The sequence below is a fragment of the Levilactobacillus parabrevis genome, assembly GCF_044051715.1.
In the GTDB taxonomy this organism is placed as follows: Bacteria; Bacillota; Bacilli; order Lactobacillales; family Lactobacillaceae; genus Levilactobacillus; species Levilactobacillus parabrevis.
The window spans coordinates 417,502-443,042 of the sequence record NZ_CP168688.1 but is presented as its reverse complement, the minus strand read 5'-3'; the positions used below and the strand labels follow the sequence as shown (position 1 = coordinate 443,042).

25 protein-coding genes and 1 riboswitch are annotated in these 25,541 nt (G+C 51.5%); of the genes, 10 read left to right on the top strand and 15 right to left on the bottom strand.

Features of this window, described 5'->3' with window-relative positions; genetic code table 11:
* The first annotated feature begins 260 nt into the window (after window positions 1–260).
* On the top strand, window positions 261–1,364 hold the full coding sequence (locus ACEPSU_RS02180; RefSeq protein WP_395361583.1) for a hypothetical protein: 1,104 nt from the start codon (window positions 261–263) through the stop codon (window positions 1,362–1,364).
* 69 nt (window positions 1,365–1,433) lie between these two features.
* On the opposite strand, the gene ACEPSU_RS02175 is transcribed toward ACEPSU_RS02180, so the two are convergent.
* From ACEPSU_RS02175 to ACEPSU_RS02115, 13 genes are all read right to left on the bottom strand, one after another.
* Window positions 1,434–1,730: a hypothetical protein gene (locus ACEPSU_RS02175; protein WP_395322574.1), complete on the bottom strand. Its 297-nt coding sequence runs from the start codon at window positions 1,728–1,730 to the stop codon at window positions 1,434–1,436.
* 67 nt (window positions 1,731–1,797) lie between these two features.
* Window positions 1,798–2,148 carry a hypothetical protein gene (locus tag ACEPSU_RS02170; RefSeq protein ID WP_395361582.1) on the bottom strand — a complete coding sequence of 117 codons (351 nt, stop codon included), beginning with the start codon at window positions 2,146–2,148 and terminating at the stop codon, window positions 1,798–1,800.
* Between the two features lie 604 nt (window positions 2,149–2,752).
* Window positions 2,753–2,878 (bottom strand): hypothetical protein, encoded by a 126-nt coding sequence (locus ACEPSU_RS02165; RefSeq protein WP_020088502.1) that lies wholly within the window; start codon window positions 2,876–2,878, stop codon window positions 2,753–2,755.
* 27 nt (window positions 2,879–2,905) lie between these two features.
* Complete coding sequence (locus ACEPSU_RS02160; RefSeq protein WP_395322572.1) at window positions 2,906–3,289, bottom strand: hypothetical protein; 384 nt, start codon at window positions 3,287–3,289, stop codon at window positions 2,906–2,908.
* 348 nt (window positions 3,290–3,637) lie between these two features.
* Window positions 3,638–4,021, bottom strand: coding sequence for a hypothetical protein (locus ACEPSU_RS02155; RefSeq protein ID WP_395322570.1), 384 nt, complete (start codon window positions 4,019–4,021; stop codon window positions 3,638–3,640).
* 13 nt (window positions 4,022–4,034) lie between these two features.
* On the bottom strand, window positions 4,035–4,334 hold the full coding sequence (locus ACEPSU_RS02150) for a hypothetical protein (RefSeq protein WP_260339720.1): 300 nt from the start codon (window positions 4,332–4,334) through the stop codon (window positions 4,035–4,037).
* Window position 4,335: 1 nt separating this feature from the next.
* Window positions 4,336–5,634, bottom strand: coding sequence for a Y-family DNA polymerase (locus ACEPSU_RS02145; RefSeq protein WP_020088498.1), 1,299 nt, complete (start codon window positions 5,632–5,634; stop codon window positions 4,336–4,338).
* A gap of 639 nt (window positions 5,635–6,273) precedes the next feature.
* The gene (thiE, locus tag ACEPSU_RS02140; RefSeq protein ID WP_395322568.1) at window positions 6,274–6,930 is read right to left on the bottom strand and encodes a thiamine phosphate synthase; all 657 of its coding nucleotides are present in this window, start codon (window positions 6,928–6,930) and stop codon (window positions 6,274–6,276) included.
* Window positions 6,930–7,745 carry a bifunctional hydroxymethylpyrimidine kinase/phosphomethylpyrimidine kinase gene (gene thiD / locus ACEPSU_RS02135; RefSeq protein ID WP_020088496.1) on the bottom strand — a complete coding sequence of 272 codons (816 nt, stop codon included), beginning with the start codon at window positions 7,743–7,745 and terminating at the stop codon, window positions 6,930–6,932. The genes thiE and thiD overlap by 1 nt, the downstream gene beginning before the upstream one ends.
* Window positions 7,746–7,762: 17 nt before the next feature.
* Window positions 7,763–8,551, bottom strand: a complete 789-nt coding sequence (thiM, locus tag ACEPSU_RS02130) for a hydroxyethylthiazole kinase (RefSeq protein ID WP_395322566.1) — start codon at window positions 8,549–8,551, stop codon at window positions 7,763–7,765.
* Window positions 8,552–9,013: 462 nt separating this feature from the next.
* A riboswitch (TPP riboswitch) is annotated at window positions 9,014–9,119 on the bottom strand.
* 47 nt (window positions 9,120–9,166) lie between these two features.
* Window positions 9,167–10,003 carry an oxidoreductase gene (locus ACEPSU_RS02125; RefSeq protein WP_395322564.1) on the bottom strand — a complete coding sequence of 279 codons (837 nt, stop codon included), beginning with the start codon at window positions 10,001–10,003 and terminating at the stop codon, window positions 9,167–9,169.
* An 11-nt stretch (window positions 10,004–10,014) separates the two neighbouring features.
* A complete protein-coding gene (locus ACEPSU_RS02120; protein ID WP_020088493.1) occupies window positions 10,015–10,782 on the bottom strand; it encodes an ABC transporter permease in 768 nt (255 codons plus the stop codon).
* Window positions 10,779–11,429 (bottom strand): ATP-binding cassette domain-containing protein, encoded by a 651-nt coding sequence (locus ACEPSU_RS02115; protein WP_395322561.1) that lies wholly within the window; start codon window positions 11,427–11,429, stop codon window positions 10,779–10,781. The genes ACEPSU_RS02120 and ACEPSU_RS02115 overlap by 4 nt, the downstream gene beginning before the upstream one ends.
* 812 nt (window positions 11,430–12,241) lie before the next feature.
* On the opposite strand from ACEPSU_RS02115, the gene rlmD reads away from it, so the two are divergent.
* From rlmD to ACEPSU_RS02090, 5 genes are all read left to right on the top strand, one after another.
* Complete coding sequence (gene rlmD / locus ACEPSU_RS02110; protein ID WP_395323503.1) at window positions 12,242–13,753, top strand: 23S rRNA (uracil(1939)-C(5))-methyltransferase RlmD; 1,512 nt, start codon at window positions 12,242–12,244, stop codon at window positions 13,751–13,753.
* A 177-nt stretch (window positions 13,754–13,930) separates the two neighbouring features.
* Window positions 13,931–14,386, top strand: a complete 456-nt coding sequence (locus ACEPSU_RS02105) for a hypothetical protein (protein ID WP_020088490.1) — start codon at window positions 13,931–13,933, stop codon at window positions 14,384–14,386.
* Between the two features lie 219 nt (window positions 14,387–14,605).
* Window positions 14,606–15,463, top strand: coding sequence for a DUF368 domain-containing protein (locus ACEPSU_RS02100; protein ID WP_395322557.1), 858 nt, complete (start codon window positions 14,606–14,608; stop codon window positions 15,461–15,463).
* A gap of 135 nt (window positions 15,464–15,598) precedes the next feature.
* Window positions 15,599–15,946 (top strand): type II toxin-antitoxin system RelE/ParE family toxin, encoded by a 348-nt coding sequence (locus tag ACEPSU_RS02095; protein ID WP_395323501.1) that lies wholly within the window; start codon window positions 15,599–15,601, stop codon window positions 15,944–15,946.
* Window positions 15,939–16,268 (top strand): helix-turn-helix domain-containing protein, encoded by a 330-nt coding sequence (locus ACEPSU_RS02090; RefSeq protein WP_395322552.1) that lies wholly within the window; start codon window positions 15,939–15,941, stop codon window positions 16,266–16,268. Before ACEPSU_RS02095 ends, ACEPSU_RS02090 begins: the two co-directional genes overlap by 8 nt.
* 118 nt (window positions 16,269–16,386) lie before the next feature.
* Here ACEPSU_RS02090 and ACEPSU_RS02085 read toward each other — a convergent pair whose 3' ends face one another.
* Window positions 16,387–18,324 (bottom strand): acyltransferase family protein, encoded by a 1,938-nt coding sequence (locus tag ACEPSU_RS02085; RefSeq protein ID WP_395322550.1) that lies wholly within the window; start codon window positions 18,322–18,324, stop codon window positions 16,387–16,389.
* Between the two features lie 979 nt (window positions 18,325–19,303).
* Between ACEPSU_RS02085 and add the strand changes: the two genes are divergently transcribed.
* The 3 genes from add to ACEPSU_RS02070 all read left to right on the top strand — a co-directional run bounded on the left by add (window position 19,304) and on the right by ACEPSU_RS02070 (window position 22,168).
* Window positions 19,304–20,344: an adenosine deaminase gene (gene add / locus ACEPSU_RS02080; RefSeq protein ID WP_395322548.1), complete on the top strand. Its 1,041-nt coding sequence runs from the start codon at window positions 19,304–19,306 to the stop codon at window positions 20,342–20,344.
* Between the two features lie 78 nt (window positions 20,345–20,422).
* Window positions 20,423–21,247 (top strand): site-specific integrase, encoded by an 825-nt coding sequence (locus ACEPSU_RS02075; protein ID WP_395322546.1) that lies wholly within the window; start codon window positions 20,423–20,425, stop codon window positions 21,245–21,247.
* A gap of 66 nt (window positions 21,248–21,313) precedes the next feature.
* Window positions 21,314–22,168 (top strand): polysaccharide deacetylase family protein, encoded by an 855-nt coding sequence (locus ACEPSU_RS02070; RefSeq protein ID WP_395322544.1) that lies wholly within the window; start codon window positions 21,314–21,316, stop codon window positions 22,166–22,168.
* A gap of 536 nt (window positions 22,169–22,704) precedes the next feature.
* Here ACEPSU_RS02070 and ACEPSU_RS02065 read toward each other — a convergent pair.
* The gene (locus tag ACEPSU_RS02065) at window positions 22,705–23,343 is read right to left on the bottom strand and encodes a helix-turn-helix transcriptional regulator (protein ID WP_395322542.1); all 639 of its coding nucleotides are present in this window, start codon (window positions 23,341–23,343) and stop codon (window positions 22,705–22,707) included.
* 358 nt (window positions 23,344–23,701) lie between these two features.
* On the opposite strand from ACEPSU_RS02065, the gene ACEPSU_RS02060 reads away from it, so the two are divergent.
* The gene (locus ACEPSU_RS02060) at window positions 23,702–25,426 is read left to right on the top strand and encodes a hypothetical protein (protein WP_395322540.1); all 1,725 of its coding nucleotides are present in this window, start codon (window positions 23,702–23,704) and stop codon (window positions 25,424–25,426) included.
* The last annotated feature ends 115 nt before the right edge of the window (window positions 25,427–25,541 follow it).

Here is a 25,541-nt window from a genome sequence, read left to right as displayed (position 1 = left end):
GCGTTCCGGCCCGTTATTTCGGGAATTGGGGTGATTTTTTACTTTTGGCCACAAAATAAATTTCGGATTTTGTTCCCTCATACTGACTATTTTGTGGTATAAATAGTTATGTGATACGAATTTAGTGTGCCTAGAAGGTTTTCGTGCAACGCGACTATCACGATTGAAAGCGCATTCGTTAGTGAATAGACGCTATCTTTGGTCGGTCGTCGAGCATGGTACCCTACCTGACCCACAATTTCAGGAGGAGATTCGGACATATGAAGAAAGCAGTTCTATTGACCACTGTCGCTGCGGCCGCCCTATTATTTGGCGGGTTGACCACGCTGGCACAGGCCAAGACATATAATCAAAAGGGTAACGCGCTGGCAAACTACAACGTCAAGAAGTACAAGACGGTCAAGAATAAGAATTTATTCGTGAAGCGCTATACGTTTAAGACCAGCTACAGCAACATCTTCCAGACCAAGCCAACCAGCATCCACACGACTAAGGGGAAGAAAGCAACCTTCAAGTCCAACGTCTTCTTGCCAGTAACCTACAACAAGTCCGCCGACTGGGGCAATCCTCAAGCTGAAGCCCTATCCAAGGATGGTAACACGCTGTACGAACTGATCACCAAGAACGGCAGCAACCGCGGCTGGATCGTTAAGTACAACTTGGGCAAGCTCCGTAGCAAATTTGGCGTCAGCCACAGTCACATGGATGCACTGCGCCGGGCTTCCTACGACCACGCCACTAAGAACATGACCAGCAAGGACAAGCAGATCATGAAGTACGTCAAGGTTGGCCCCATGTTCAATACTGGTCATGGTCAATCACTGGCCATGAACCCCAAGAATGGGCAACTCTGGTTCATCGGTAAGCCAGTTGCCGTCAAGACCAACGTTCAACGGGTCAGCACCAGCAGCCTAAAGCCAATCACTAAGATCAACTTTAAGCTGAAGAGTACCGTCACGATGGGCTCTAACCTGACGTTTGATAAGCATGGGAATGCCTACTTCTTCACCTACTCCAATGGCGGTTGGGCGCCTAAGGGTGCGGTCAAGATCTACAAGGGGAAGATTGGCAGCAAGTCCGTCAAGTTCCACTTGGTTATGCAGGGTCTGCGCAACCGTCCTGGGACCAAGCCACAGTCAATGGCCTACAACGCCAAGCGTAACCGGCTGTACTTCGTCTCTGACAGTAGCATCTCATCCATCCCTGCTTCCAAATTGGGCAAGCTCAAAGCCAGCCAGGTTGAAGGATCTAACTTCAGCGGCAAGCGTGAGTTCGAAGGAATTCAATTCGCCAAGAACGGTGCCAGCTACCTATTAGTCAACAAGGGTGCTGAATTAATGCAAGCAACTAACAACAAATTCTAAATTTTCAACTTAAAAAGCCAGTGTCCCCTGCGACGGTTATGTCATGGGAACACTGGCTTTTTGTTGGTCTTAGATGGCATTGGCTTGTTGCGCGAGGTGGTAGACTGTATCAAGAAATTCATCGAGATCTTCAAAGGCTTCAAAATCATCAAAATAGGGATCACGTTCTTGGACTGCTTCGAAATCAGGACCAGCCGTTTTTAGCATATGAATACTATACAAGGATCCCGGAACCCTTGCCCGTTCATTCAAAGACCGCCACTGCAAACTCACATCATCTGGATTGAGACTCGCATGGTGATAGGCAACTGCCCGCTCGTAAAATTTGGAAATGACGACGAAATGAAAGTATTTGTACTCAAACATTCTGACGACCTACTTTCTGCGTTTTCCGTTCTTGAACATAGCTTCTAACTGTAAGATTCCTAAAAAACTATTTTGTACTCTGCTCTAGCCCTAAAGTTTTCGCCGTCCACAACCGCCCCAGGGCGTTATGAGCGACAGCTGAACGATAAACAGCGTCCAAAAACTCACCCATGCTTTCAAAAACCTCAAAATCATCAAAATACGGATCACGAGCCTGAACTGACTTGAAGTCTGTCCCTACCGTCTTCAACATGTGAATACCGTAAAGATAACCTGGCACTCGCGTCTGTTGGTTGAGCAATTCCTTATGATCCATAACATCGTCACCATCCGTACTGGCATAATGATAAGCTAACGATTGGCTACCAAATTTAGCGATAACTACTAAATGAATATATTTGTACATCAAATCACTCACCCTTCAACTTACGATGCTCTTTATCATGCCGAGCATGCTCAAACCTATTTTTGTATTCCCTGTTCTCATCCCATATTTGTAATTCCCATGGAAAATAACGATTGTCAGTTTGAAAGTAACAGTGTGTCGCTAAATAATCACCATCATGTCGCGTATAGTAACGTGTGATGACGCCTTTACTTTTCAAGTTATTTAGCCTTTCTTCCAGTTCATTATGCTGTTGTTCAATTCTAGTCAAGATGATCCTTGCACCGAATAAAAATTTAGGCTAAAAGTATCATACACATCTTTAATCGTAATTGCCACTTCTTCAATTATCGCAAGATTATCCATCAGCACCATCATTCCCGGAGTATTTAGGTTACGCTACCTAACTCCGTAAAATGTGGCCGAATATTTTTAATGATTGCGATAATTTATCCTTTTTCCCAACACAAATACTGCTCAAACTTGTTCCACAATGTTATACTGAGCCCGAGACGGACCGGCACTTTGATCGGTTCCGCCTGGAATAACTACCATAACTCAATCTCCAACAAAGGGAACATCGACGCCTGCCCGGCGCTGACGTTCCCTTTGCTAACTTCTATCGGTAAAAAACGGGCTACAATAAAGCGAAAATAACACCAATCATCAATAAGACGGCTAGGCCAATGCCGGCCTCATACTTTCCCCGGCGCGGTGTGCGCTCCAAGCGTAAGGTGAGGTGGGGTCCGTCAACTAATTTCATGATGGTTCTCCTTTCACGAGTCCAGAGTTACTGCAATCTGCCTAAATAGTGAAAGTCTGGATCACGACCGACCGTATAACAGGCAAAGGCCTTGGTCAGTTCGTTGTGAAACGTGACCAGAATTGCGGGAGTGGCCCACGTCGAAGCCGCCCAGAAGACGGTATCGTCGGGTTCCCGGGGATCATTGGGGTACCGGTAATATCCCTGTTGCTCGTCCCAAATCGTGCCTTGGGTGTTCAGCCAATCCTCAGCCAGTCCCGCTTGCACCACCGCCATGACGTCGTGATTATCACGAATCAGGGCTGCCAGGGTCGCCCAGTCCAATTGCCAATCGTGTTGTTTGGGCAATTGGGACCGGGTTCCCAGTGGCGTGTGGCGGAGGGCAATTGGTGTTAAATCAATAAAGTCCATGTGCGTGACCTCCTAGCGTTTTACCCTTATCATAACGCATCGCTAGGTAAATGGCCGGTAACGGGTTGGGTTACCCCAACCCTACAGGAGTTTATCGAAAATAGCGACCTTTATCGTACCCATGGACTTAGTGACTAACGGCCTGTGCAGTCCAGTCGGTTGTTCATCCAGCTTCACAATTATTAGAGCCAAACGGTCCTCAGATTGTTAATTATCTGGGGGCCATTTTTCACTGCCTATCATACATGAAAGCGTTTAAAATTGCGACACTTATCACATCGATACATTTAGTTGGTTAACCATCAGCCTATCTCATTCATTAGATATCCATCGCGAACTTTGAGTAGCCTACCGCACCCATGTCACCCAGCGGATTTCGGTCAACGTTAAATAGCGGAACCGATCATTCGCTAGCCGCAGGACAATATGGTCTTCGTTAACGCCGGCAACGATACCGTCCACCGTTGTTATAACCTGGTTATCATCCAAGATATTCAGCTGCAAGTGAACCGGCTGCTGCGCGTGCCAAGCGGCCGCCAACTCGCGGCTGATCTCTATCACTGGCTGTTGTGGCTGGGCTTGTTCGACCTGTTCTGCGGCATGCATTTTGGTCAAAGCACTCGTATGGTCGGACAGGTAAAAGCCCCCCCACTTCAGCATCCCCCGGTCATGATAGTCCCGGTGGAAGAATTCAGTTGCTAGCTTATCATCAGAGGCCTGGTGTAAGATCATGACCCATCACTTCCTAGTGCACCCAGCGCTGGCTCTCCGGCCAACGCACGTGTCCAAAGTTAATAAAGTTCAGGGACAACTGAGTCTGTATCTTGAGTGCCCCAATGACTTGTTCCAGAATTTCGAGGTCGGTCGTTTGGAGGGTGTGTAGCGGAATTGACCGCTCACGATGGCCTTTACGCTGGATGTCCATAAAGAAATTAGTGGTCTGCGCGTACTGATCATGAACGACATCAATCCGATACTGACAGTGCCACTGCGCCGCAAATAATTTATCCGCTCGCACATAAATTAAGTCGGCTTCCTTCTGCACATCAATCAAAGCTATTCCCCCCATTGTGACCACCAACCAGTGCCGCCCGTCGGAGCATCGTTCCGCCAGGCATCAAACTGCTGGCTGGAATGACCGCGGTCTTGCCGAACTTATCCCGAAGTTCATCAATGACGCGGTCGAAGCGTTCATCCTTAATCTGCCGGTGTGGATCTTGGAAAATGTCGAGTTGCAGGCCGCGACTTGCGTTCAGCCGCGATAACCCCACACCGATATTACGAATAGACTGACCTTCCCAGTGTTGGCGAAACAGCCGCAGTAATGCCGCGATAATCGTCTGCGCACTATCAGTTGGGTCAATCCGACAGCTGTGATGGAAGCCACTGCGCCCATCGTCCGCTTCACCCACACGGGCAAACCCAATAGATAGGCTGACGCAACCTGCCTGCTGACGGTGATGCCGCATTCGCGACGTGGTCTGCTGGCCGATCTCCCGGATCACCAGCTCAATCTCCTGCTGCACCTTATAGTCACGCGGCAGAACCTGCGAATTACTCCAGCTCTTCTCCTTGGCCGGCCGGAGCTCATGCAGGTGGCTCCGGTCGATACCCCAGGCCAGTGCAAATAACTGGGCACCAATCATCCCCATCTCTGCACGTAACTCGTAGGGGTTGACCATCGCTAAGTCACGCATGCTATGAATACCCAGTCGCTGCAGATGTGCGGCCGTCCGGTGGCCAATGCTCCACACTTTCTCGAGATTGGTAATTGGCCATATTTTCTCTGGAAAGGTCTCATAAGTCAGTCGCCCGATCAACTCGTGATCGTGTTTGGCTTGCAGATCAAGGGCCAGCTTGGCCTGCACCGGATTTTCGCCAATACCCACGGTCGTGTAAAGTCCCAGCTCCCGGCGAATCCGCAGTTGAATCCGCCGCGCCACAATCTCGGGGGTCGGCCCAAACAAACGCCAGGACTTGGTCATATCCAGGATGGATTCATCGATCGAGTATGGAAATAGGTCGTTATCGGCCACATACTCCCGGAAAATTTTGTTGATCTTCAAATTTTCCTGGATATACAAGTTCATTCGCGGCGGGACGACTAGAATTCGGGGGTCATCGGGCACCTCATATTGGCGCGACACATTGCTAATGCCGAAGAGTTTCTTAGCCATCGGTGAAGCGGCCAGCACCAGACCGCTCCCAGTATTATCGGCTTCGGACATCACCACAATCACCGAACGCAACGGATTTAATCCCCGCGCAGCGCTCTCGACACTGGCGTAAAAGGACTTATTATCAATCATGAAAAACATGCCGTGTGGCTCATTTCGATAATCCATCACCGCGACCCCCCTTTGCTGATGTTCTTATTATACGAACATTTGTTCGGTAATGCAAGCCTGATTTCAAAAAATTTAGATTGGTGGCCAAACATACCAGTGCCGTTACCGTTAAACGCGGTAACGCGGACTTTTTTTCGATGAGTGCTACTCGCTTCTAAACATTTAGTTTCAGTACCAATCGCATGCCATTCCGGTATACTTAGTGCACGGTTTAACCATAGAATTATATTATTCAGTAAACTAGTTCACCTAACAAATCGCTATTCACCCACAGTGGTTATGCCCATGAACACCTTATGTGCCAAATTAATAAAGTTTTCCATTTCGGTAGCTTTTCTCAAATATCCGTGTTATTATGTACTTGTGAAGTTAGCCCTAGTCAACTAGCTTCCTCAACTTTAAATGCGAAATCAGCCTTGCCGTCACTTAAACGCGGTAAGACTGATTTTGTTTTTTACAGCCAATTTTATATTTTTCAATGATGTTACAATATTAATGAATCGTTACAAACCAGTCATATTCAATTTCACAATCTGGCCTTAGACCACTAAAAAAGCTGCCGACGCGGGAAAAATACACTCCCCGTCGGCAGCCTTTCGCTATATTGCTTTCATTATTAAGTAATTAATAATTGGTCTATCCCACTACGAATGCCGTCCGCATTGCCGCGGTATCCGCTTGCGGATCGGTACTCCGCGTCAACAGCGTGATCACAGCGACCCCGGCCGCACCGGTGGCAGCGATGGCTGGCAAACTCGCTACCGTCACACCACCAATGGCTACGATAGGCACGGTCGCCTGTTCGACGAGCGCCTTCAGACCAGTCACACCCATGACAGGGTCGGCATCGGCCTTAGAGGTCGTTGGGTAAATCGGACCGCTGCCAATGTAGGAAATTCCCTTGATTTGGTTCGCCTTAGCCACCTGTTCCGCCGTATTGCAGGACAAACCCACGAACATATCGCGGTCAGCTACCGCGTTGAGGACCTTCGTGATCTTTTCATCGCTCTGACCGACGTGAATCCCATCAGCCTGCAGTAACAACGCCAAGTCCACGTCGTCATCCACGATAAACGGCACACTGGCTTCGTGACATTGGTCGCGCAAATCGCTACCTAACGCCACGCGCTGTTCCGGCGTCAACTGGCTAGCACCCTTATCTCTAAATTGAAACGCCGTGATGCCGGCCTTTAACATGGTCGCTAACACATCTCGTAAGTCTTGACCGGGAACGTCTTGGCTCCCCGCCACAAAGTATGCCCGTAATAGACCGGGCTCAAAAGTTACTGACATTAGTGCGCACCTCCCTGGCCGTAAGCCCAATGATTCAATGGGCCGTGGCCGTTTCCAACTGCAATGGGATTGGCAATGGCTGCCGTCACGTAGTCCTTACCAATGCGAATGGCCGACTCGAAATCCTGGCCCTTCGCCAACTCTGCCGTGATGCATGAGGATAACGTATCCCCCGTGCCGTGGGTCCGCACGGTATCAACGCGCGGTGCCGACAGCCAGAATGACCGGCCATCCGCCAACAAGACAAAATCGCTAGCCTTATCCGGCGTAGCCTCATGGCCACCCTTGATGATCACGTTCTTGGCACCCAAGTCCTGTAAGACAACTGCCGCCGACTCCATGGCTTTTTCATCGGCAATCTTGATATTTGTCAATCGTTCGGCTTCGGGCAAATTCGGCGTCAAGACGTCGGCCAACGGCACTAATTCATCCCGCACCGTTGCCACAGCATCGTCCGCTAACAATGCAGCTCCGCCCTTGGCAATCATCACCGGATCAACCGTGAGTGGCCCAAAATCATATTTCTTCAAATTCTCTACCACACCATGGACGTGTTCCGCATCCGCTAGCATTCCCGTCTTGCAGGCCCGAATCTTCAAATCAGCTGCTAATGACGCAAATTGTTCATCGACCAATTTCTGTGGTAAGGCCATGAAGTCCTGAACGCCCAACGTATTCTGCGCGGTCACCGCGACAACTACTGCCGTCCCAAAGACGTTGCGTTCCTGCATCGTCTTCAAGTCGGCCATGACACCGGCACCGCCGCCGCTGTCAGTCCCCGCGATCGTTAACGTTTGTGGAAATTCATTTGCCATCCTTACTCATCCCTTCTTTACTGATAGGCCGCGATTGCGTTGATCTGAGCAGTCGTGGTCAATTGTAGCCCGTCCATTAATTGGACGCTGAAGCTGCCGGCACCGAGGTTCGGCGTGGCCTGAGCCACCCGTTCACCAATTGCCGCAAAGACCAGACAAGCCGTCTGGGCCGCTTCAAAATAATCCGGTTCAACGGCGCAAAATGCCGCCACGATACTTGATAACATATCACCAGACCCAACGTGGACCTGGAACAATGGCGTGCCGTTCAGCACCTTGACGACCCGCGTGCCATCGGTGATGACATCGGTCGGCCCGGACAGGATCACGACACAATTTAATTTCTGCGCACACGCCTGGGCAATTGCCACCAGGTCGCCGGTCCCCTCACCGGCATCGATGCCTTTCGCCTGCCAGTCCACATCGGCCAACGCCGCAATCTCACCGGCATTGCCACGAATCACGTCCGGGTGAAAATGGGTCAACAAATTGTTGGCGACCATCTTACGATAAGCCACCGCCCCCACAGCCACGGGATCAATCACTAGCGGCTTGTGTTGCTGGTTCGCAACCTCGCCGACCTTGCGGATCTGCTCGACCTGCGTCTGGGTAAATGCCCCTAGGTTAAGGCACACGGCACTGGATAAGCCGACCATTTCGCCAGCCTCCGCGACCTCCTCAGACATGATGGGTGACGCGCCCAACGCGTTGAGCCCGTTGGCCACATCCTGGACCGTGACGAAGTTGGAGATGTTGAAGACGATTGGGTTCTGGTGGCGCAAGGTGTCTAACAAGTCTACTTTCATTTTTCTTCCCCCTTAGGAATACCTGACACGTTCGCAAAAAGTCACGCGTTTCGCCTACGACAGGCAAGGATTCCGCCTGCTGTGGGGACCGGTCCAAGCCACAGAGCGGTCTTGGACCTCGACTTGAAGCCGCCAAAATTCAGCCGGCTCCAAGCTCGTCCCATGGCCTAACCTGGCAAAGACCACCAGCTAAGGCCATCGTCACGGCCGGCTACATCCCTGCCTGTCTCCGGCTACACTCACTTTTAGCGAACACATCGCTTTCACTACAACCGACGCTTTACACTTACTCTTTATCAACATTTTCACGGTATCTCGCCACTTGGCTCCGACCACCGCGATACTACCCCCACTAAGTCGTGTTCCCAACGTTCTCGTTGCCCCGGCAACCTATTCGACCACTACTTCAGCCCAAATTAAAACGGGCCGCTGGCTCACAAAGTTAGTGAACCGGCGACCCGTTACCGTGCCACGACACATTCCCTTCGCAAGTTTGAGCTTGACAGGTTCCAAGGGATTGCGGTGTTCGCCGCATCTCAGCCCGTCGTGGACACCCCTAGTGTACTGGTTAATTTAAGCATAACAGGTTTTACCGCCACGTCAACGATTCTCGCATTAGCGGGTAATCTGTTCAGCCGCTTTACCAATGACCTGCCACAGACGGTCAATCGTCTTATCAGACAAGAACCGCTGTGCCCACAAAATTTGGCTCCCTGCACCCGCCGAATAGCGGGTCTTAGGCCGCCGAGACAGTGCTGCCTTGTCCACCAACCGGGCAATAACCTTGGGCTTGCTGGAGAACTTTTTGACAGCCTTTAAAATGGCCGCCGCGCGACTGGCATCCTTTTCGTAGGGACCGTTCGCCGACAGCGCCTGTAAATGGTCGGCCGCAATGTCCGCCCATTCCGATTGGATGGCGCCCGGTTCGATCACTGCCACGTGAATTCCCTGAGGTTGCAGTTCCATGCGCAACGCATCCGACAGACCTTCCAGTGCAAATTTCGACGCGACGTACCACGCACCAAAGGGCTGAGCCACCTTGCCATCGACTGAGGTGATGTTGATGATCCGACCGGCGTGTTGCTGGCGCATCATGGGCAAGACCGACTGAATCAGCCGGGCCGCCCCAAAGAGGTTCACGTTGAACTGGTCTTGGGCCTGTTCCAGGGGAACGTCCTCGACCGCCCCCATCAAACCATAACCGGCGTTGTTGACCAGGATATCCACCCGACCCGTCTCACTGACAATTCGGTCGACCACGCTTTCCACGCTGGCTGGATCGGTAATGTCCAGCGCCAAAGTCGTGATTCCCAGATCATCGAGATCGTTCATCCGACCAACTCGCCGCGCGCCAGCGTAAACCGTGACGCCGTTTCGATGTAAACTCCGGGCAATCGCATTGCCAATCCCTGACGACGCACCCGTAACCAACGCAACTTTTCGATGTACCATATGTTTTCCTCCTAATTTGACGGACCAACTAACTGTTTACGTTCATTGTAGAACTCCCGGTAGGCCCAGTAACAGGCCAGTACCGAGCCAATACTGGTCGCCGACATCAACATGAAGGTGACCATGATCTGATATTTAATCGCTCGAACCGGATCCACGCCGGCAAAAATCAACCCGGACATCATCCCCGGCAGACTCACGATCCCCACAGTTTTAGCAGAGTCGATGGTCGGTTGCATGCCCGTCTTGATGCTGGCCCGAACGATATCGCGGGAAGCATCCTTTAAATCAGCCCCCAGCGCTAACTTTTCCAAAACTGCCTGCCGTTCCTGCTTGAACTCCGCATTGAGATTGCGGTAACACAGGCCAATGGCAACCATCGAATTCGACGCAATCATCCCTGAGATTGGAATCATCTGCGCCGGAATAAATTTAATCGCCCCCGCCAACATCAACACGCCTAGGGTGACCGCCGTACTGATGAGGATTGCGCCGACGGAAATCGGCAACGCTCGTGGAATCCCGTTACTACGCTGTTTGGCGTTATAGCCAGCATTAAAAATAATAATCAAGATCAAGACTGCCGTGAGCCAAACGTTAGCCACGCGAAAGACGTATTTCAACAGGTACCCGACCACAAATAGCTGAATGACGGCCCGCACGACCCCGATGATCATGTCGCGGTCGATCCCCAGCTTCTCGTGCCACCCAATCGCCAGGGCAATCATCACCAGACCCAGCGCCAGAATCAACGACTGATTGTTCACTGCTAGATTCATCGTGCACCTCCCGTGATGCGCCCGTCGGCCAAGCTCACCAGCCGTGTCGCCGCATCGATCTCCGATTGATCGTGCGTGATGGCAATAATCGTAATCCCATCGTCACCATTAAAATGCCGAATCATCGACCAGACAAACGCCTTGTTCTCAGCATCCAGACCAGCGGTAACCTCATCTAAAATCAAGACTTCAGGATAAATCATCACGTTTCGTAGCAAGGCCACCCGTTGCCGCTGACCGCCAGACAGATCAATGACGGCTTTATCCAGATCACCGGCAGCTAAACCCACGTAGTCCAGCGCCGCCACCGCCCGTTGCTCATCGAACGGTAACTGACGAATCTGATACGGAAAGCTCAGATTGTCGCGCACGGTTTCACCGAATAGAGTCGGCTGTTGAAAACTATACGAGACCCGACGCCGATACGCGACCGGATCATAGGTATCAATAGATTTTCCGGCAAAGTTCAGTTCACCACTGGTTCGACTCAGAAGCGACGCGATGATCCGCACTAGCGTAGACTTTCCACTCCCAGACGGTCCGGCAATGGTCACCCACTCGCCGGCGTTGATGGTTAGGTCGATATCTTCCAGGATCGTTGTTTCCCCGGCTCGGTAGCCGACCCCTTTCAGTTCCAGCAGACTCATAGGCCCCGCCCCTCCTTGGTTTTAATACATCATCCCCGTTGGTCAAAAACTGTCGCCTCCGGCTGCCAGGAATTCCGGCTGCTATGAGGAACGCCTCCAGCCAAAGAACGGGCTTCCGGCTCGGTTTGAAACCTCGCCAGGAACACGCGAGTTTCCAAACGCGTCCTGCGCTGTAAGGCCGGGAAAGTTCATCCCGGTCTAACACCGCCGACACAGCTACCTCCATCCCTGGCCTCCTACGGCTAAGCTAGTTTTTTACCCAAGATGCTGGTTTACAACTTATACATATTTACCTACGCCTATGAGACGCTTTGCATGTAGCATTCACTAACGTCTAGCATCATCAGCACATGTGGGGTTACCGCCATCTCAGCCGCAGGGGCGGTGAAAATAGACCCAGCCGTGGGAGTCCTCTTAGCGGTGAACTGCCGCTTAGAAAACTGGTGACTTTGAGACTCGGTCCTCAGAGGTTTGAAGTCAAGCTTCGAGACCGCTCTTCGGCTCGGAGCGTCCGCCCACAGCGCCACGGTCCCATTTTCACCGTCCCGGAGGCGCTAGGATAGCTGTAACTCACAGCGTCACGGTCTATTTGCGGCCCCCGGCAAGGCGTAGTTTAACCACCAATGTGAGCGATAACCGCATATAATCTTATTGTACATAAATGGGGGCGGCTTGCCTATGGAAACGGCTTCAATTTGACGAAAAAGGCTTGCGGCCCCGGTGAGCTCTAAAGTTTGGTATAATGTTCAAGACCGTAACTGTTCGGAATTAATGAATTAACTTAACTAACGTCAACCTAAGTAGGAGAAAATATGCCAAATTATGAGTCAAAGAATCACCGCGGTTATAACGACCGCAATGACCGCAACGACCGGCGCCAACACGGTGCTGGCAACCATTATCGGCCTAACAATAATCACCGTCCCAACCGACGGCCACGTCAGGAGACGCCCCAAGTTCAAGTCGAAGTTGGCCAACGTTTTCCACTGACCATCAAGCGCATGGGAATCAATGGTGAAGGTATCGGCTATTACAAGCGGATGGCCGTCTTCATCCCCGGTGCCTTAACGGACGAAGAAGTCGTTGCCGAAGTCACCAGCGTGGCAACGCGCTACCTGCGGGCCAAAATTCACCGCGTCCGCAAGACTAGTCCACACCGCGTGGAACCGCGCGACAGCTACGCCGATCAAGTCGGTGGTTTTGAGCTGGAACACTTAGACTATCCCGGCCAATTGGCTTTCAAGCGAGACGTCGTTGCCCAGTCCCTCGAACGTTACAAACCCGAAGGCTACCGCCACTATGACCTGCGCTCAACTCTGGGGATGGACGACCCTTACGGCTACCGTAACAAGGCCCAATTCCAAGTTCGCCGCAACGCCGAAGGTAAGGTTGAGGCTGGCTTGTACGCCGAACGTAGCCATGACCTAGTCGACCTGGAAACTTGTTCCGTTCAGATGCCCGTGACCATGACCGTCATGCGTGCTGTGGTGCAGATGCTCCAGGACTTAGACATGCCGATCTACGACGAAGAAGCCGAATCCGGGATCGTTAAAACGCTGGTGGTTCGCGCCGCAGCGCACACCGACGATGTCCAACTGGTGGTCATCACTAATTCATCTAAATTACCACACAAACATGACCTGTTGACGCGGATCGCAGACGAACTGCCCCAAGTCACCTCCGTCATGCAAAACATCAACCCCGGTAAGACTTCCCTCATCTGGGGCGACGAAACGGTTCATTTGGCTGGTGAAGAGACGATTACGGAAAAGCTCGATGGCCTGGCTTTCAAGCTCTCCGCTCGTGCCTTCCTGCAACTGAACCCGGCACAAATGGAAGTCCTCTACGGCGAAGCTAAAAAGGCATTGGACTTACAGCCAGGTGAAACCGTCGTCGATGCCTACTCTGGTATCGGGACGATTGGCCTCTCCCTGGCAGATGTCGCCGAGGAAGTTCGCGGGATGGACGTCATTCCTGAAGCTGTCGCGGATTCTAACGAAAACGCCGCCGCTAACGGCATCACCAACGCCCACTACGAACTTGGCACAGCCGAAGAGCTCCTGCCAAAGTGGATCATGAGCGGTTTCCACCCGGATGCCATCGTGGTCGATCCACCCCGCACTGGTTTGGACGATACGTTGATTGAAACCTTGCTGGCAGTGCGACCACCAAAACTGGTCTACATTTCCTGCAACCCCTCGACGTTGGCCAAGGACTTGGTTGACCTGACGCACGATTATCAAGTCGACTACATTCAGTCCGTGGACATGATGCCTCAGACGGCTCGGTGTGAAGCCGTGGTTAAATTAAGTCGCCGGCACTAATCGCCACTTCTCGGTGATTCTTGGTGAGGCAGATGTGCGCGCTCGCGGAAACGTGTAGCCACCACTTAACCGGCACCAAATAGTCACTGCCAATAGATTAATAGGCAGACACGTCTTTTCGTGTTAGACTTTTATTTAACGTATAACACTGAATTCTGTAGAAAGTTGGCAAATGACATGCAAGATCCTTTCAAGGGCTTTAACAACGACGATGATCCTGATAACCAAAATGGTGACGGCCCTCAAGGTCTACCGTTACCGCCAAATTACGCTACCGTTGTTAATCCCGAAACGGGGAATATGCGTATCGCCAAGGTCGGATTTTCCTGGACGATGTTTATCTTCCCGCCGTTTCCGACCCTCTTCCGGGCTGACTGGTACAATTTGTTCTGTATCATGGGTGTGGAATTAAGTCTCATGATGGTGCTCTCCTTGATGGTTCCCGTCAATCAGCTCGCCCAATTCTTCGCGGTTGGCGGCTGGGAAATGCTGCGCGGCTTCCTGTGGGGATTCCTTTACAACATGATGTACTTCAAGCACCTATTCACTAAGGGCTTCGTCCCAGCAGACGATCGGTCAAAAGAAATTCTGACCCACGCCCGCTACTGGTCACAACCAAAGAATAATGATTAACTGAACTCTAAGTAAGAGCGCCCAGAACATCACCTGTTCTGAGCGCTTTTGTTATAGATATCGGGATTGATCTCGATTTAAAACTCTCAGCAAGTAAAAATCGTTCCTAAAGTAATTCCTAAATTAGCTCACCCTTAGCCGGTTTTAGTTGCGTCACTACGTGGGATTTGGTAAATTGAGGACTACGACAATAACCGTTAAGTAAAAAAGGAGAAACGCATGCAAACTACGCGATCCGATGGCCCAGTGAAACGCTTCTTTAAGGGCGTGATCATTGCGCTAGGCTTCATTCTTCCCGGGGTCTCCGGCGGGGTACTCGCCGCCATTCTGGGCATTTACGAACGACTACTGGGCTTCATGGCCCATTTCCGACAGAACTTCAAACGTGACTTCTGGTACTTTGTGCCGGTCGGTCTGGGTGGCATCGTGGGTATCGCCCTCCTGTCGGCCCCACTGGAATATCTGCTGGCGCACTGGCAGGTCATCGTGCTATGGGGCTTCGCCGGTGCCATCGTGGGTACGCTTCCCGCACTGATGCAGACGGCCAGCTCCCAGACGCCCCGCGATGCCGCGGACTACGGCTGGTTCTTTGGCACACTGCTGATCAGTGGTGGCTTACTGTACTTCATGAGTGACATCTTCGGCACCCTTCCCGCTAACTTCTGGGGCTTCGTGGTTGCCGGCATTCTGATTGCGCTGGGCGTGCTGGTGCCCGGTCTGAGTCCGTCCAACCTCCTGCTAATTCTAGGATTGTTCACGCCCATGTTGACTGGCTTTAAGAGCTTCGACTTATTGGGCGTCTACCTACCGATTGCACTGGGGGGCATGCTGGCCATGATTCTCTTTTCCAAGGGCATGGACTACCTGATTCACCGCTTCCACTCGCGCGTCTACCACTTCATTCTGGGGATCGTGGTCGCCAGCACCATCCTGATTCTGGTGCCCAATTCTCACGCCGCCGAAAGTATCTCTTACGCGGGCGCAACCTGGAGTACCCTGCTATTCAGTGCGCTGGCGCTGGTGGTTGGGATTGGCTTGGGGTATTGGATGAGCCGGCTGGAAATTAAATACAAATAAATTCAAAACTCCGCGAAAAATCGTCTCTTTTTCGCGGAGTTAGTCTATGTATCGCCAATTTAGGTCAATCCCAAATGGCAAGCCTACTTGATTGCTATTTGATAGCGGATTGGCTATCATAAGGAGGATTCATAGATGGAGTTTCAGTATTATGACTGGGAGGAATTCAAAAAGTTTTTAAATTCTCTTCCTAACAAAGATGCAACAGAACTAACCGAATTAATCTTTAAGATTCAAAAAGTAGGATTTTCTTTTTCCGCAAAACAACAGTGGATCAAAAAGTTATCACAAAATCTCTATGAAATTAGGTCCCGTCGAGCAAATAACATTCAGCGCGTTGTTTACTTTCATGTGGAAAACCACATATTTGTGATATCCCATGGATTCACCAAGAAAACCAACAAGATACCGCTCCATGAAATAAACAAGGCCCAACGCCGTAAAGTTATTTATCTGACCAGAAAGGATTTACACAATGACTAGTAAAATTCAAGAGTATATCGAACAGCGCAGTGCAGCCGATCCCGAATTTGCCGCCCTTGCGCGCCAAGCTGCCTTTAACCTCGATGTAGCTGTTGCCGTCCGTAACCTGCGCGACGAGAAGCACATGACGCAGCGTGCCTTTGCCAAATTAGTCGGTAAACCACAATCGACCATTGCGCGCATCGAGACTGGCGAAATGAACGTTTCGGTTAACTTACTGAATGAGATTGCCGCCGCAACGGGAAAGGGCCTGTCCATCCAGTTCACCGACCCCGATCCCGACGTAGCCACTTCCACGGATCAAGTTTCTACCAACAACTGATTCAGTACCGGATTAGCACCTGAGATAAGTTCTTAGGTGCTTTTTTGATGTTTTTTCCCGTAACCATAACCAAAAGAGTCAGCTCCAATCGGAACTGACTCCCTAAAAAACTTAACTATTACTGATTAGCCTTCGCAATTGCCTTGGCGATCAACGAGGTGTAGTGCCGGTTCCCGTAGTTATTTGGGTGCACGTGATCACTGACGAACCACTTGGGTTGATCCTTAGCCGTTGCGTACCAGTCGATCACGTGAACGTTATGGTATTTATCCGCGGTCTTGGCAATTCGATTGTTCACGGAATTCTGCCACTCACGCGTTGGCACGTGGGCCGTGACCCAGAAGATTTGATGATCCGGCCCGATAGCGTGAACGATAGCATCGGCCTGTTCCGGTGTCACGTAACCATTCGTCCCAATATTGATCAAGACGTTCTTCGCCAGCTGACCTTGCTGGGCCATCCCCACGATGATGTCGTGCATATCGGCCGCCTGCCGGCCAACCTTACCATTAACGATGGCGCCTGGAAAGACGTCCTGCAAGTCACCAGAGTCATCCAACAAGACGGAGTCTCCGATTGCAGTCAACGGTGTCTGCTTGCTATTTAAGACTTCATCTGGCGTCAGGTAGTAATACTTCGCTAATTTTTGATTAGCCTTCGACAACTTGGAAAAAGCAACCTCAGTGTCGTGCTTTTTCTTGGATGAAGCCGCCGCCAAAGCTTTCTGCTTCTTCACGGCCGCCGCATTCTTTTTCTTCGTCGCCGCCTGCCGCGCGGTAATAGTCTGTTGCAGCGCCGTTGGTTTGGCTGCTGCGGGCTGTTGCACGAATCCCACGGCCGTCAGTCCAAAGAGTAACGCCGCGACCACACCCAGGGTATTCGCCAAGCGGTGCGCCTTGGGTTGCTGAAAGTACCGCACAACGTCTCCCGTTAACTGCCCATAATGGTAGTGTCGCATCGGATTTTCAATCCACCGGTAACTGAGCTCGGTGACCAGTAAGATCAGAGCCACCTCAATCAGCGCATGAAACAGCGGGTGGTTCCCAATGTTGACCTTAGATTCGTAAAAAATCATCACTGGAAATTGGTAGAGGTAGATGCCATAGCTTCGTTTACCCACATAGCTAAACGCCCGATTCGTCAGGATGCGATTCATATCGCTCCCGGGATGGGCCACCGTGCCGACCAGAATGCCGGACAGCACCGTGAACCAGAACATCCCACCACGATAGGTACTGACTGACTGCCCGTTCATGGTAAAGAAGAGGTAAACCAGTGCCAACAACGAAGCACCCCCGACAATGTCCAGCGTCAATCGTTGTTGCCGCCCGACGTCAGCGTTTAATTTATGCGCCGGCCAAACAAAGGCCATCCCCGCACCAATCAAAATCGCAAACATCCGTGTATCGGTCCCGTAGTAGGCCCGGTTGGGGTTGTTAGGGCTGTACAACACGGCCATCGCAATCGCCGAAGCCACGGCAACCGCCATGAGAATACCCAGCCGTTGCGATTTTTTGTGCACGAACAACAAGAGTCCCAGCACCACCAGCGGCCAAATCAGGTAAAATTGTCCCTCAATTGATAGCGACCACAGGTGCGTAAACGGTGATTCACCACTAAAACGATCAAAGTATGACTGGCCGTGATTGATTTCAAACCAATTGTAGCCGTAAATCAGGTTGGTCATGACCGTTCCCCGGATATTAACCAGCAAACTTCGCTGAAACAGCGTGATGTAGGCCGTTGTCCCGAGAATCATGGTCACCAGCGCCGGATACAACCGTTTCAGCCGCCGTCCGTAAAAGCCTAGAATATCAATGTGATTTTGTGAGTCAAACTCTTGAATCAATAAATATGTAATTAAATATCCTGAAACGACGAAGAAAATCGGCACCCCTAAGTACCCACCCTGTAAGGTGGATGGCGCCAAATGGTAAATAATGACCCCCAAAACGGCCAACGTCCGGATACCATCGAAACCGGTGATATACCGCCGTTTGCCCGACTGGCGCGCGCGTATCCCCATCCGCGTCAATTCCGTGTTAAAATGATTCATCGCAATTACTCCTTCTCTTCAACGCTGCCATTACTCCCCCAGGTTAAGCCTGTGATAAACGCCTCCGGGACGGTGAAAATGGACCGGGTCGCGGCAGGCGGACGTCTAAAGCCAAAGAGCGGTCTTTAGGCTTGGTGTGAAGCCGCAAGAACCGCGTCTCCACACCACCCAATGTTCTAAGCGGCATAACCCACCACTAAGAACATTCCTACGGCTGACACAGGCTTAACTTGCGGCCGACTGGACCCTCGACCGCGTTAGGTAGTTCACCCAACAGCAACTACCTATCCTCTTAATTAATATTAATTTTTTAATTGAGTTATCGTGCCAATACTCCGGCACACGGGGGATTTGTTAACCCCCTGACGATTACATCAATTCTATAATGTTTAGCCCCCAGACACAACGTTTTTTAACGAAATTTCACATTTGTAAAATTTGCAATCCAACCGTCACGTATTAACGGCGACAAACCGCAAGACATCGCGGTTTTTGGCGGTCGGTTTGTTCACTAACTTTCCCTTTTGAAGACGATAAAAATGCAAAATTTGTATTAAACGACAGAACTATCTTTAAATTTGATGACTTTTAACGAATATGTCCATAGCATTTTCAAATTAATTTCCAAAATTAGAAGAACTCCGTACCAAATGATAACCGCCATTACTGCGCGACACGGACTAAACTCGTGTGAGCCGCAAGGGCGGTGAAAGGTGAAAATGGGCTCAGCCGTGGGATAACTCTTAGCGGCTGAACCTTGGCGCTCAGAGCGGTGGTGGTTTTGAGACGCGGTTTTCAGCGGCTTAAAGCCAAGTCTAAAGACCGCTCTTTGGCTTTAGACGCCCGCTCACAACGTCCCGGTTTATTTGCACCGCCCGGCAAGGCGGCCAAAAGGTAAATTTATCCCGTAAGGTCGCGTAGTTAAGCGCTATCATGGTATACTGGAAGGAAGCTACATATTCCAAAGGAGGACCTTGCCATGTCTCAAGTTAACCCTTTTACCGCAGACGCCGTTCGTCAGTATCCGAAAGTTGAGTTGCACTGTCATCTCGACGGCTCAATCTCGCTACCTGCGCTACGGAAAATGGCGGCCGTTACCGGTGCCGAGTTGCCAGCCAGCGACGCGGAGCTCCGGACATTGGTGTCGGCACCCATTGATACGGTCAGTTTGATTGATTACTTAAAGCGATTCCAGGTCGTAACCGATCTGATGCAAACGCCGGAACAGCTCCGGATTGCTGGTTACGATATGGTCCAGACCGCTGCAGAAGACGGTCTGATTTACTTAGAAACGCGGTTTGCTCCTGCTATTTTCACTGAAAAGGGGCTTTCCATTCGTGAAGCCATTGTCGCCACATTGGAAGGCCTACATGCCGGCTCCGCTGAGTTTGGGATTCCGGTCAATGCCATCATCTGCGCAATGCGCGACCGACCCCTAGACGAGTGTATCGAAGTCTTCCAGACCGCCGCCGACTTCAAGCACGAGGGCGTCGTTGGCCTGGACTTCGCAGGTGACGAGTACAACCACCCTACGATTGACCTGGTTGACGCCATCCGTGCGGGTCAGGCAACTGGCCTCCCATTCACGGTCCACGCGGGTGAGGCTGGCCCCGTCGATAACGTCGTGGTCGCCCTGACCATGGGAGCTAAACGCATCGGCCACGGAGTCCACATGAGTGGCTTCCCCGCTGCAATCGCGCAAACCAAAGCAGCTGGGGCCACCATTGAAATCTGTCCGACGAGCAATATCCAGACGAAAGCCGTTCAAAGTTGGGACGACTTCCCCCTCTCGGAATTTCTCAGTGCTGGCTTGAAGGTCACGGTCAACACCGACGATCGCACCGTCTCCAACGTTACCTTAACCGATGAATTTATCACGCTCCGTAAGCAGTTCGGCTTGAACTGGTCTCTGCTGGAACGCCTAACACTCAACGCCATCGACGCCGCCTTTATCGATGACGATCAGAAGGAACATTTACGCGAAAAGGTTCTGGCCGCTCGCACCTCAACAACGGCCTAACCCCATCACCACCACGGCTTCACGGTCGTGGTCATCAATCTAAGTTAACGTAATTTTTAGCAAAGGAAGTGTTTTGCCATGTCCCAATCCTATCCGTATCAAGACGCCTTCAACCGCACACTTCAACAGCGGGCCATGGCGCAGGCCACCGAAGATGAGTACAACGCGACCCTGACGGACTTTTTCAAATACTTAGAGAACTTCAATCCCACCTACCAGCGAGACCACCGCGTCAATCAACTGCAGACACCCGATGTGGAGCAGTACCTGGCCATGCTGGTCGACGCCCGTAAGATTCAAAACCAGACCTACAACAAGGTTTTGTCGCACCTCAACGTCTACTTCAAATTTCTCTTCTCACACAGCTGGACCCCCTATCTGCCGACTCTGGATCTGAAGAGTAAACCCAAGCAGGCCGCCCAACCACTGAACTACCGCTGGGTCGATGACCTCGACAGCTTCCTGGCCGACCCGCGACTCCACGTCTATACGCGGCTGACGCTCCTGCTCGTGGCCCATGGCTACCCAGTGCAGGCCTTTCTCCAGCCCAATTTCACGGCCAACCTGAAGACGCAGAGCTGGTCAGCACCGACGCAACAATTTCTAAATGAACTCCAGGCCTTTCTGGCCCCGCTGCAGCAACGGTTCCAGTCCAACGATTGGTTCCTGAAGCAGCGAGCTGCGGCCGATCCCCACTTAACGTTACCCGGTCTGCATAAATATTTGAAACCAGACGAGGCCATCGTGGGCTTTGCTCTGAGCCCGACCGTGCTGTACCAAGGTTACTTAGTTAACTATCTTCGCCGACACCCCCAACTTTCCGACCGTGAAGCCATTTCTGCCCTCCATTTGGAGCCAGATTCCATCGACTATTATCGTCGATTGGCCCAGCGCGCAGACTAAATACGTGCCACCAGTCATTGAACCCCCTATACTAAATAGTAAACGAACAAGCTGGGGGAATAATCGATGAAAAAGAAATGGTGGTTCTTGGGAGGCTGTCTGGCATTAATTGCGTTGCTGGGTGGCGGATTCGCCTGGAGTCAATCGCGGCCGAATACCACTAGTCATCCGGCACGCCACAACCGAATTCAAAGTCAGGACGCCGAATCCACTGAGGTTAAACCCGTCAAAACTAAACCCTGGATCAAGTTAAAGCAGCCACTCAAGTTGCCAATTTTGATGTATCACAGTATTTCCAGCGGGAATCAGTTACGGGTTCCTAAGGCCCAGTTCGCCAGTGAGATGGCCTACCTCAAGCAGCACCACTACCGGACGCTGACTACAGCCGAGGCAATTCACGCACTCTCGACTAACAGCATTCCACAGAAGAAGGTCGTCTGGATCACGCTGGACGACGCTTACAAGGACAACCTGACTAACGGTCTGCCGGCACTGAAAAAATACAATCTCCACGCAACCATCAACGTCATCACAGGCTTTACCCACAAGAGTAATCACCTGACGCTCGCTGAAATGAAACAGATGAAGGCCACCGGCCACGTGGACTTTGCCAGCCATACCGTTCAGCACTTGAACCTCGATGAATTGACGGCGACTCAGCAGAAACAGGAACTGGTCAACTCCAAACAATGGCTAGATACTCATCTCGATCAGGAAACGCGGATGTTGTGTTACCCAGCTGGCCGGGCCAACGCCACAACGCGGCGGTTGGCTAAGCAGAGTGGCTACGCGCTGGCACTGACCACACAGGAGGGTGTTGCCACCATGAAACAGGGGCGCTATAACTTGTCGCGGCTGCGGGTCGTTCCCGGCATGAGCACCGCCACCTTTGCCAGCCTCGTCGATGTTACCAATCAATGATCAGATTAGGCGTTGCATTTCCGCCTGCGGCTAAAACAGTCTATACCCTGACAACAAGCCAGAACCAAATAAGCCGTGATCGACAGCACTCCCAGCTATTCTGAACTTCAAAAAAACTGACAACGCATTACGTATATACAAATTAAATCCATCACCAAATATGCCCCAGCATAGGCCCATTCGGCGATGGATTTATTCAAAAATGTAAGCGGTTCCCATTGTGTCACTTCAGTGTTCGGCGTACAATAAAGGTAATTAGAAACCGGACAGAACCGAGGAGGTCTTTAAAATGGGAAGCGTCGCAACACTTGTTACTTGGTCATTCATGATTGTTTTAATTGGTGCTGAAATTGTGCGGGGCATTTTCATGTTTAAGCATTAATGACCCCCACTCGAAAATAAATGTGTTTAGGGGACTGGCTCAATTGGCTGGTCCTTTTGTTTTGCACCAACGCCAATCTCAAAAGGCACGCCCACCAAACTGTATCGGTGGGCGTGCTTCTTCGATGACGATCATTATTAAACGGTATGAGTGCCTACCTCTTGGGCTTTGACACTTTGTCTTCTTGCTGTTTAAGCCGGCCCATCACGTGGCCTAGCCAAATCAGTAGTAGTGTCAGCCACCCCACCAGCGTGACGCTGACCAGACTACTGGTGACCGTCGCAGAGACTGACCACCAGTTGGTCGCAATCAAGGCGCCCGTTGCCGCTAGACTTCCCAGCAATCCCGGTAGCCGACCCCGTCGCCACCGCTGTTCCCATACCGGCAGGTCACTGAGCTGCTCCGCAAATTTTTGCAGATAAGCAAAACCAACCAAGTTAGCCAGCACCGCAGCGATTAAGATGCCGCCACCCAAACGACTGGGTAAAAAGAAAATTAAGATTATTACAAATAAACTGTTCAAGATGAGCATCGCCTGGCGGATTGGCCGCAATTTCACCGCAACCTCCGACCTCCGCAAATAATCCAGTATCCCCGTATCTTCCTTGATCAGGCTGTCCAATGTCAGTCCGTACAAGTCGCTCAGCGTCACCAGACTATCAATGCCCGGATAGCTCTTCCCAGTTTCCCAACTTGAAATGGTCTGCCGCGAGACGGCCACCTGCTGAGCTACGGCCTGTTGGGTCAGCCCATGATCCGTCCGTGCCTGCTTTAATTTTCCCCCGAGTGTCATCGTGTTCCCTCCCTGCATCTATCTGCCCTAACCCTAGCAAATGCCTGCCACTTTGTCACGCTAAGTTTGCTTGCACTGTTGAATTGGCGGGCTTCTGACAGGGGCATCTTTCTTTAATCCATCCGAGCCATCTAGCCAACTGAGAGTCGCCTATCCGGTCTGCTTTGAGACAATCCGCCGTCATTGACACCACAGCCAACGATAGCAATCCCACCACACCAGCCTAAAAGCGCTACCATTATTTCTACCGATTGGGGTGTTCCCCTTTAGTCACATCGCTAAATAGGGTAAACTAGAGAAAGTAGTTATTTTTTACATAATTGGATTTTCGCTGACATTATTTGGAAAGGGTTTTTATATGTTACTAGTCGCTTTCTTCTGTACCCTATCCGCCTTCATCATGGCAATTATGGGAATCGTTCAACGTCCCCAACACTTGCAAATGCTGGCGGGTATCTACATCGTTTACTACGTCATTGCCATTGGCGTGGTCTTTGTCATTTTACCCAGCAAGGCGCTCTTTAGCCTGATCATCATGAACGTCATCAGCGGGGTGCTGTACCTGCCATTTCTGGCGCTCAGCAGTCCCAACGTGGCGGTCGAGACCGGCAGTGGCGACAAACGCCCCCACGTTCGCAGTCAAAATAAAGGCTTAAACGTGGCAGCCGGCTTACTGGCATTGCTCTTTGTCGTCAGCCTCTTTGGGGCCGCTCAGACCAAGTTCGGCGTGAAGCCAGTCTACAACTCCTTGAAGATCAAGACGATGAAGACCGCTCCCCTGCTGGACAAGGACGCGACGCCAATCGCTATCGCACCTAAGACTGTCCGCAACAAGATGAACAAAGCCATGAGTGCCGTGCCTAATACGTCTTACTACAAGCTGGGCGCTCTGCAAACGCAGGTCGTTAAGGGCAAGACTGTCTACATCGCTCCTGTTGAATTCGACGGCTTCTGGCGCTGGCAACGGGCCAAAAAGTCACCCGGTTACTTCATGATCGACGCCACCAACGTGAACGCCGAACCCCACTTCATTAAGCAGTCCATGAAGTACACACCGAGTGCTTACCTCTTTGAAGACGCGCAACGGGTCATCTACAACCGTTTCCCTGGCTGGGTCCAGGAAGGCCAACCACAACTCGAAATCAAGGATAGTGGCGAACCCTACTTCATCCAGACCGTCTACAAGGCCCGTGGTGTTTCCAGCCGGATCAACTACAAGAGCCTGCACGTCGTCGTCTTGAACGCCAAGACCGGTGACACCAAGCTCTACTCAGCTGCCGGCGCACCGAAATTTATCAACGAATCCATCGCGTCCTCTACGGCTGCGGAAATGAACGAAATCTTCGGCTGGTACGGTAACGGTTACTTCAACGCCCACTTTAACAAGACCGGCGTGAAGGACCCGAACAGTAACGGGACCGAAGATGGCGTCACACCTGTCGTGGACAAGCACGGGGACATTTCCTACTTCAACGACTTCACCTCGCCTAAGACCAGTGCGGACTCAACCATGGGTTACTCCATGATCAACGCACGGACTGGGGCGCTGACCTACTACACCGGTAAAAACATCGGGGTCATGGACAGTGACGGGGCCAAAAAGATTGCTGAAAAGGAATACGTCGCCCAGAAGTGGTCCGCTACGATGCCGATCATGTACAACATTGACGGCACGCCAACCTGGGTCGTTTCACTGCTAGACTCCACTGGGGCCTTCCGGAGCTACGCCTACATCAAGGCGGCCGATCAAAGCGTGAAGGCTTACGCCACAACGGCAACCCAAGCGCTCGATCAATACCGGGTACAACTCGCCACGGTCGGGTCAACGGCTAGCTCAACCACGAACTCCAAGACCATCAAGCTCAAGGGCACGGTGGAACGGGTCGTCGTCATTCCAAATGGCGATAACCAAAACGTGTTGTTCGCCGTCAAGGGTAACGATACCCTCTGGACGGTCGGTACCGCCGACTATCCTAAGGCCGTGTTAATGAAGGCCGGCGACCAAGTCAAATTGACGGGTCGGGTCAACGAGTCCGCTAAGACCGGGACCGTTGAAGCATTTACGAACCAGTCATTTAAGTAGCCTTACTAGTCATTCTGAATACCATAACGCATTCATCTCAATAGCTTTCAAAAAGCAGGTGTCCTCTCCTATTAGGAGGGATCACCTGCTTTTGCGTTTCGCTGTATTTCTAAAC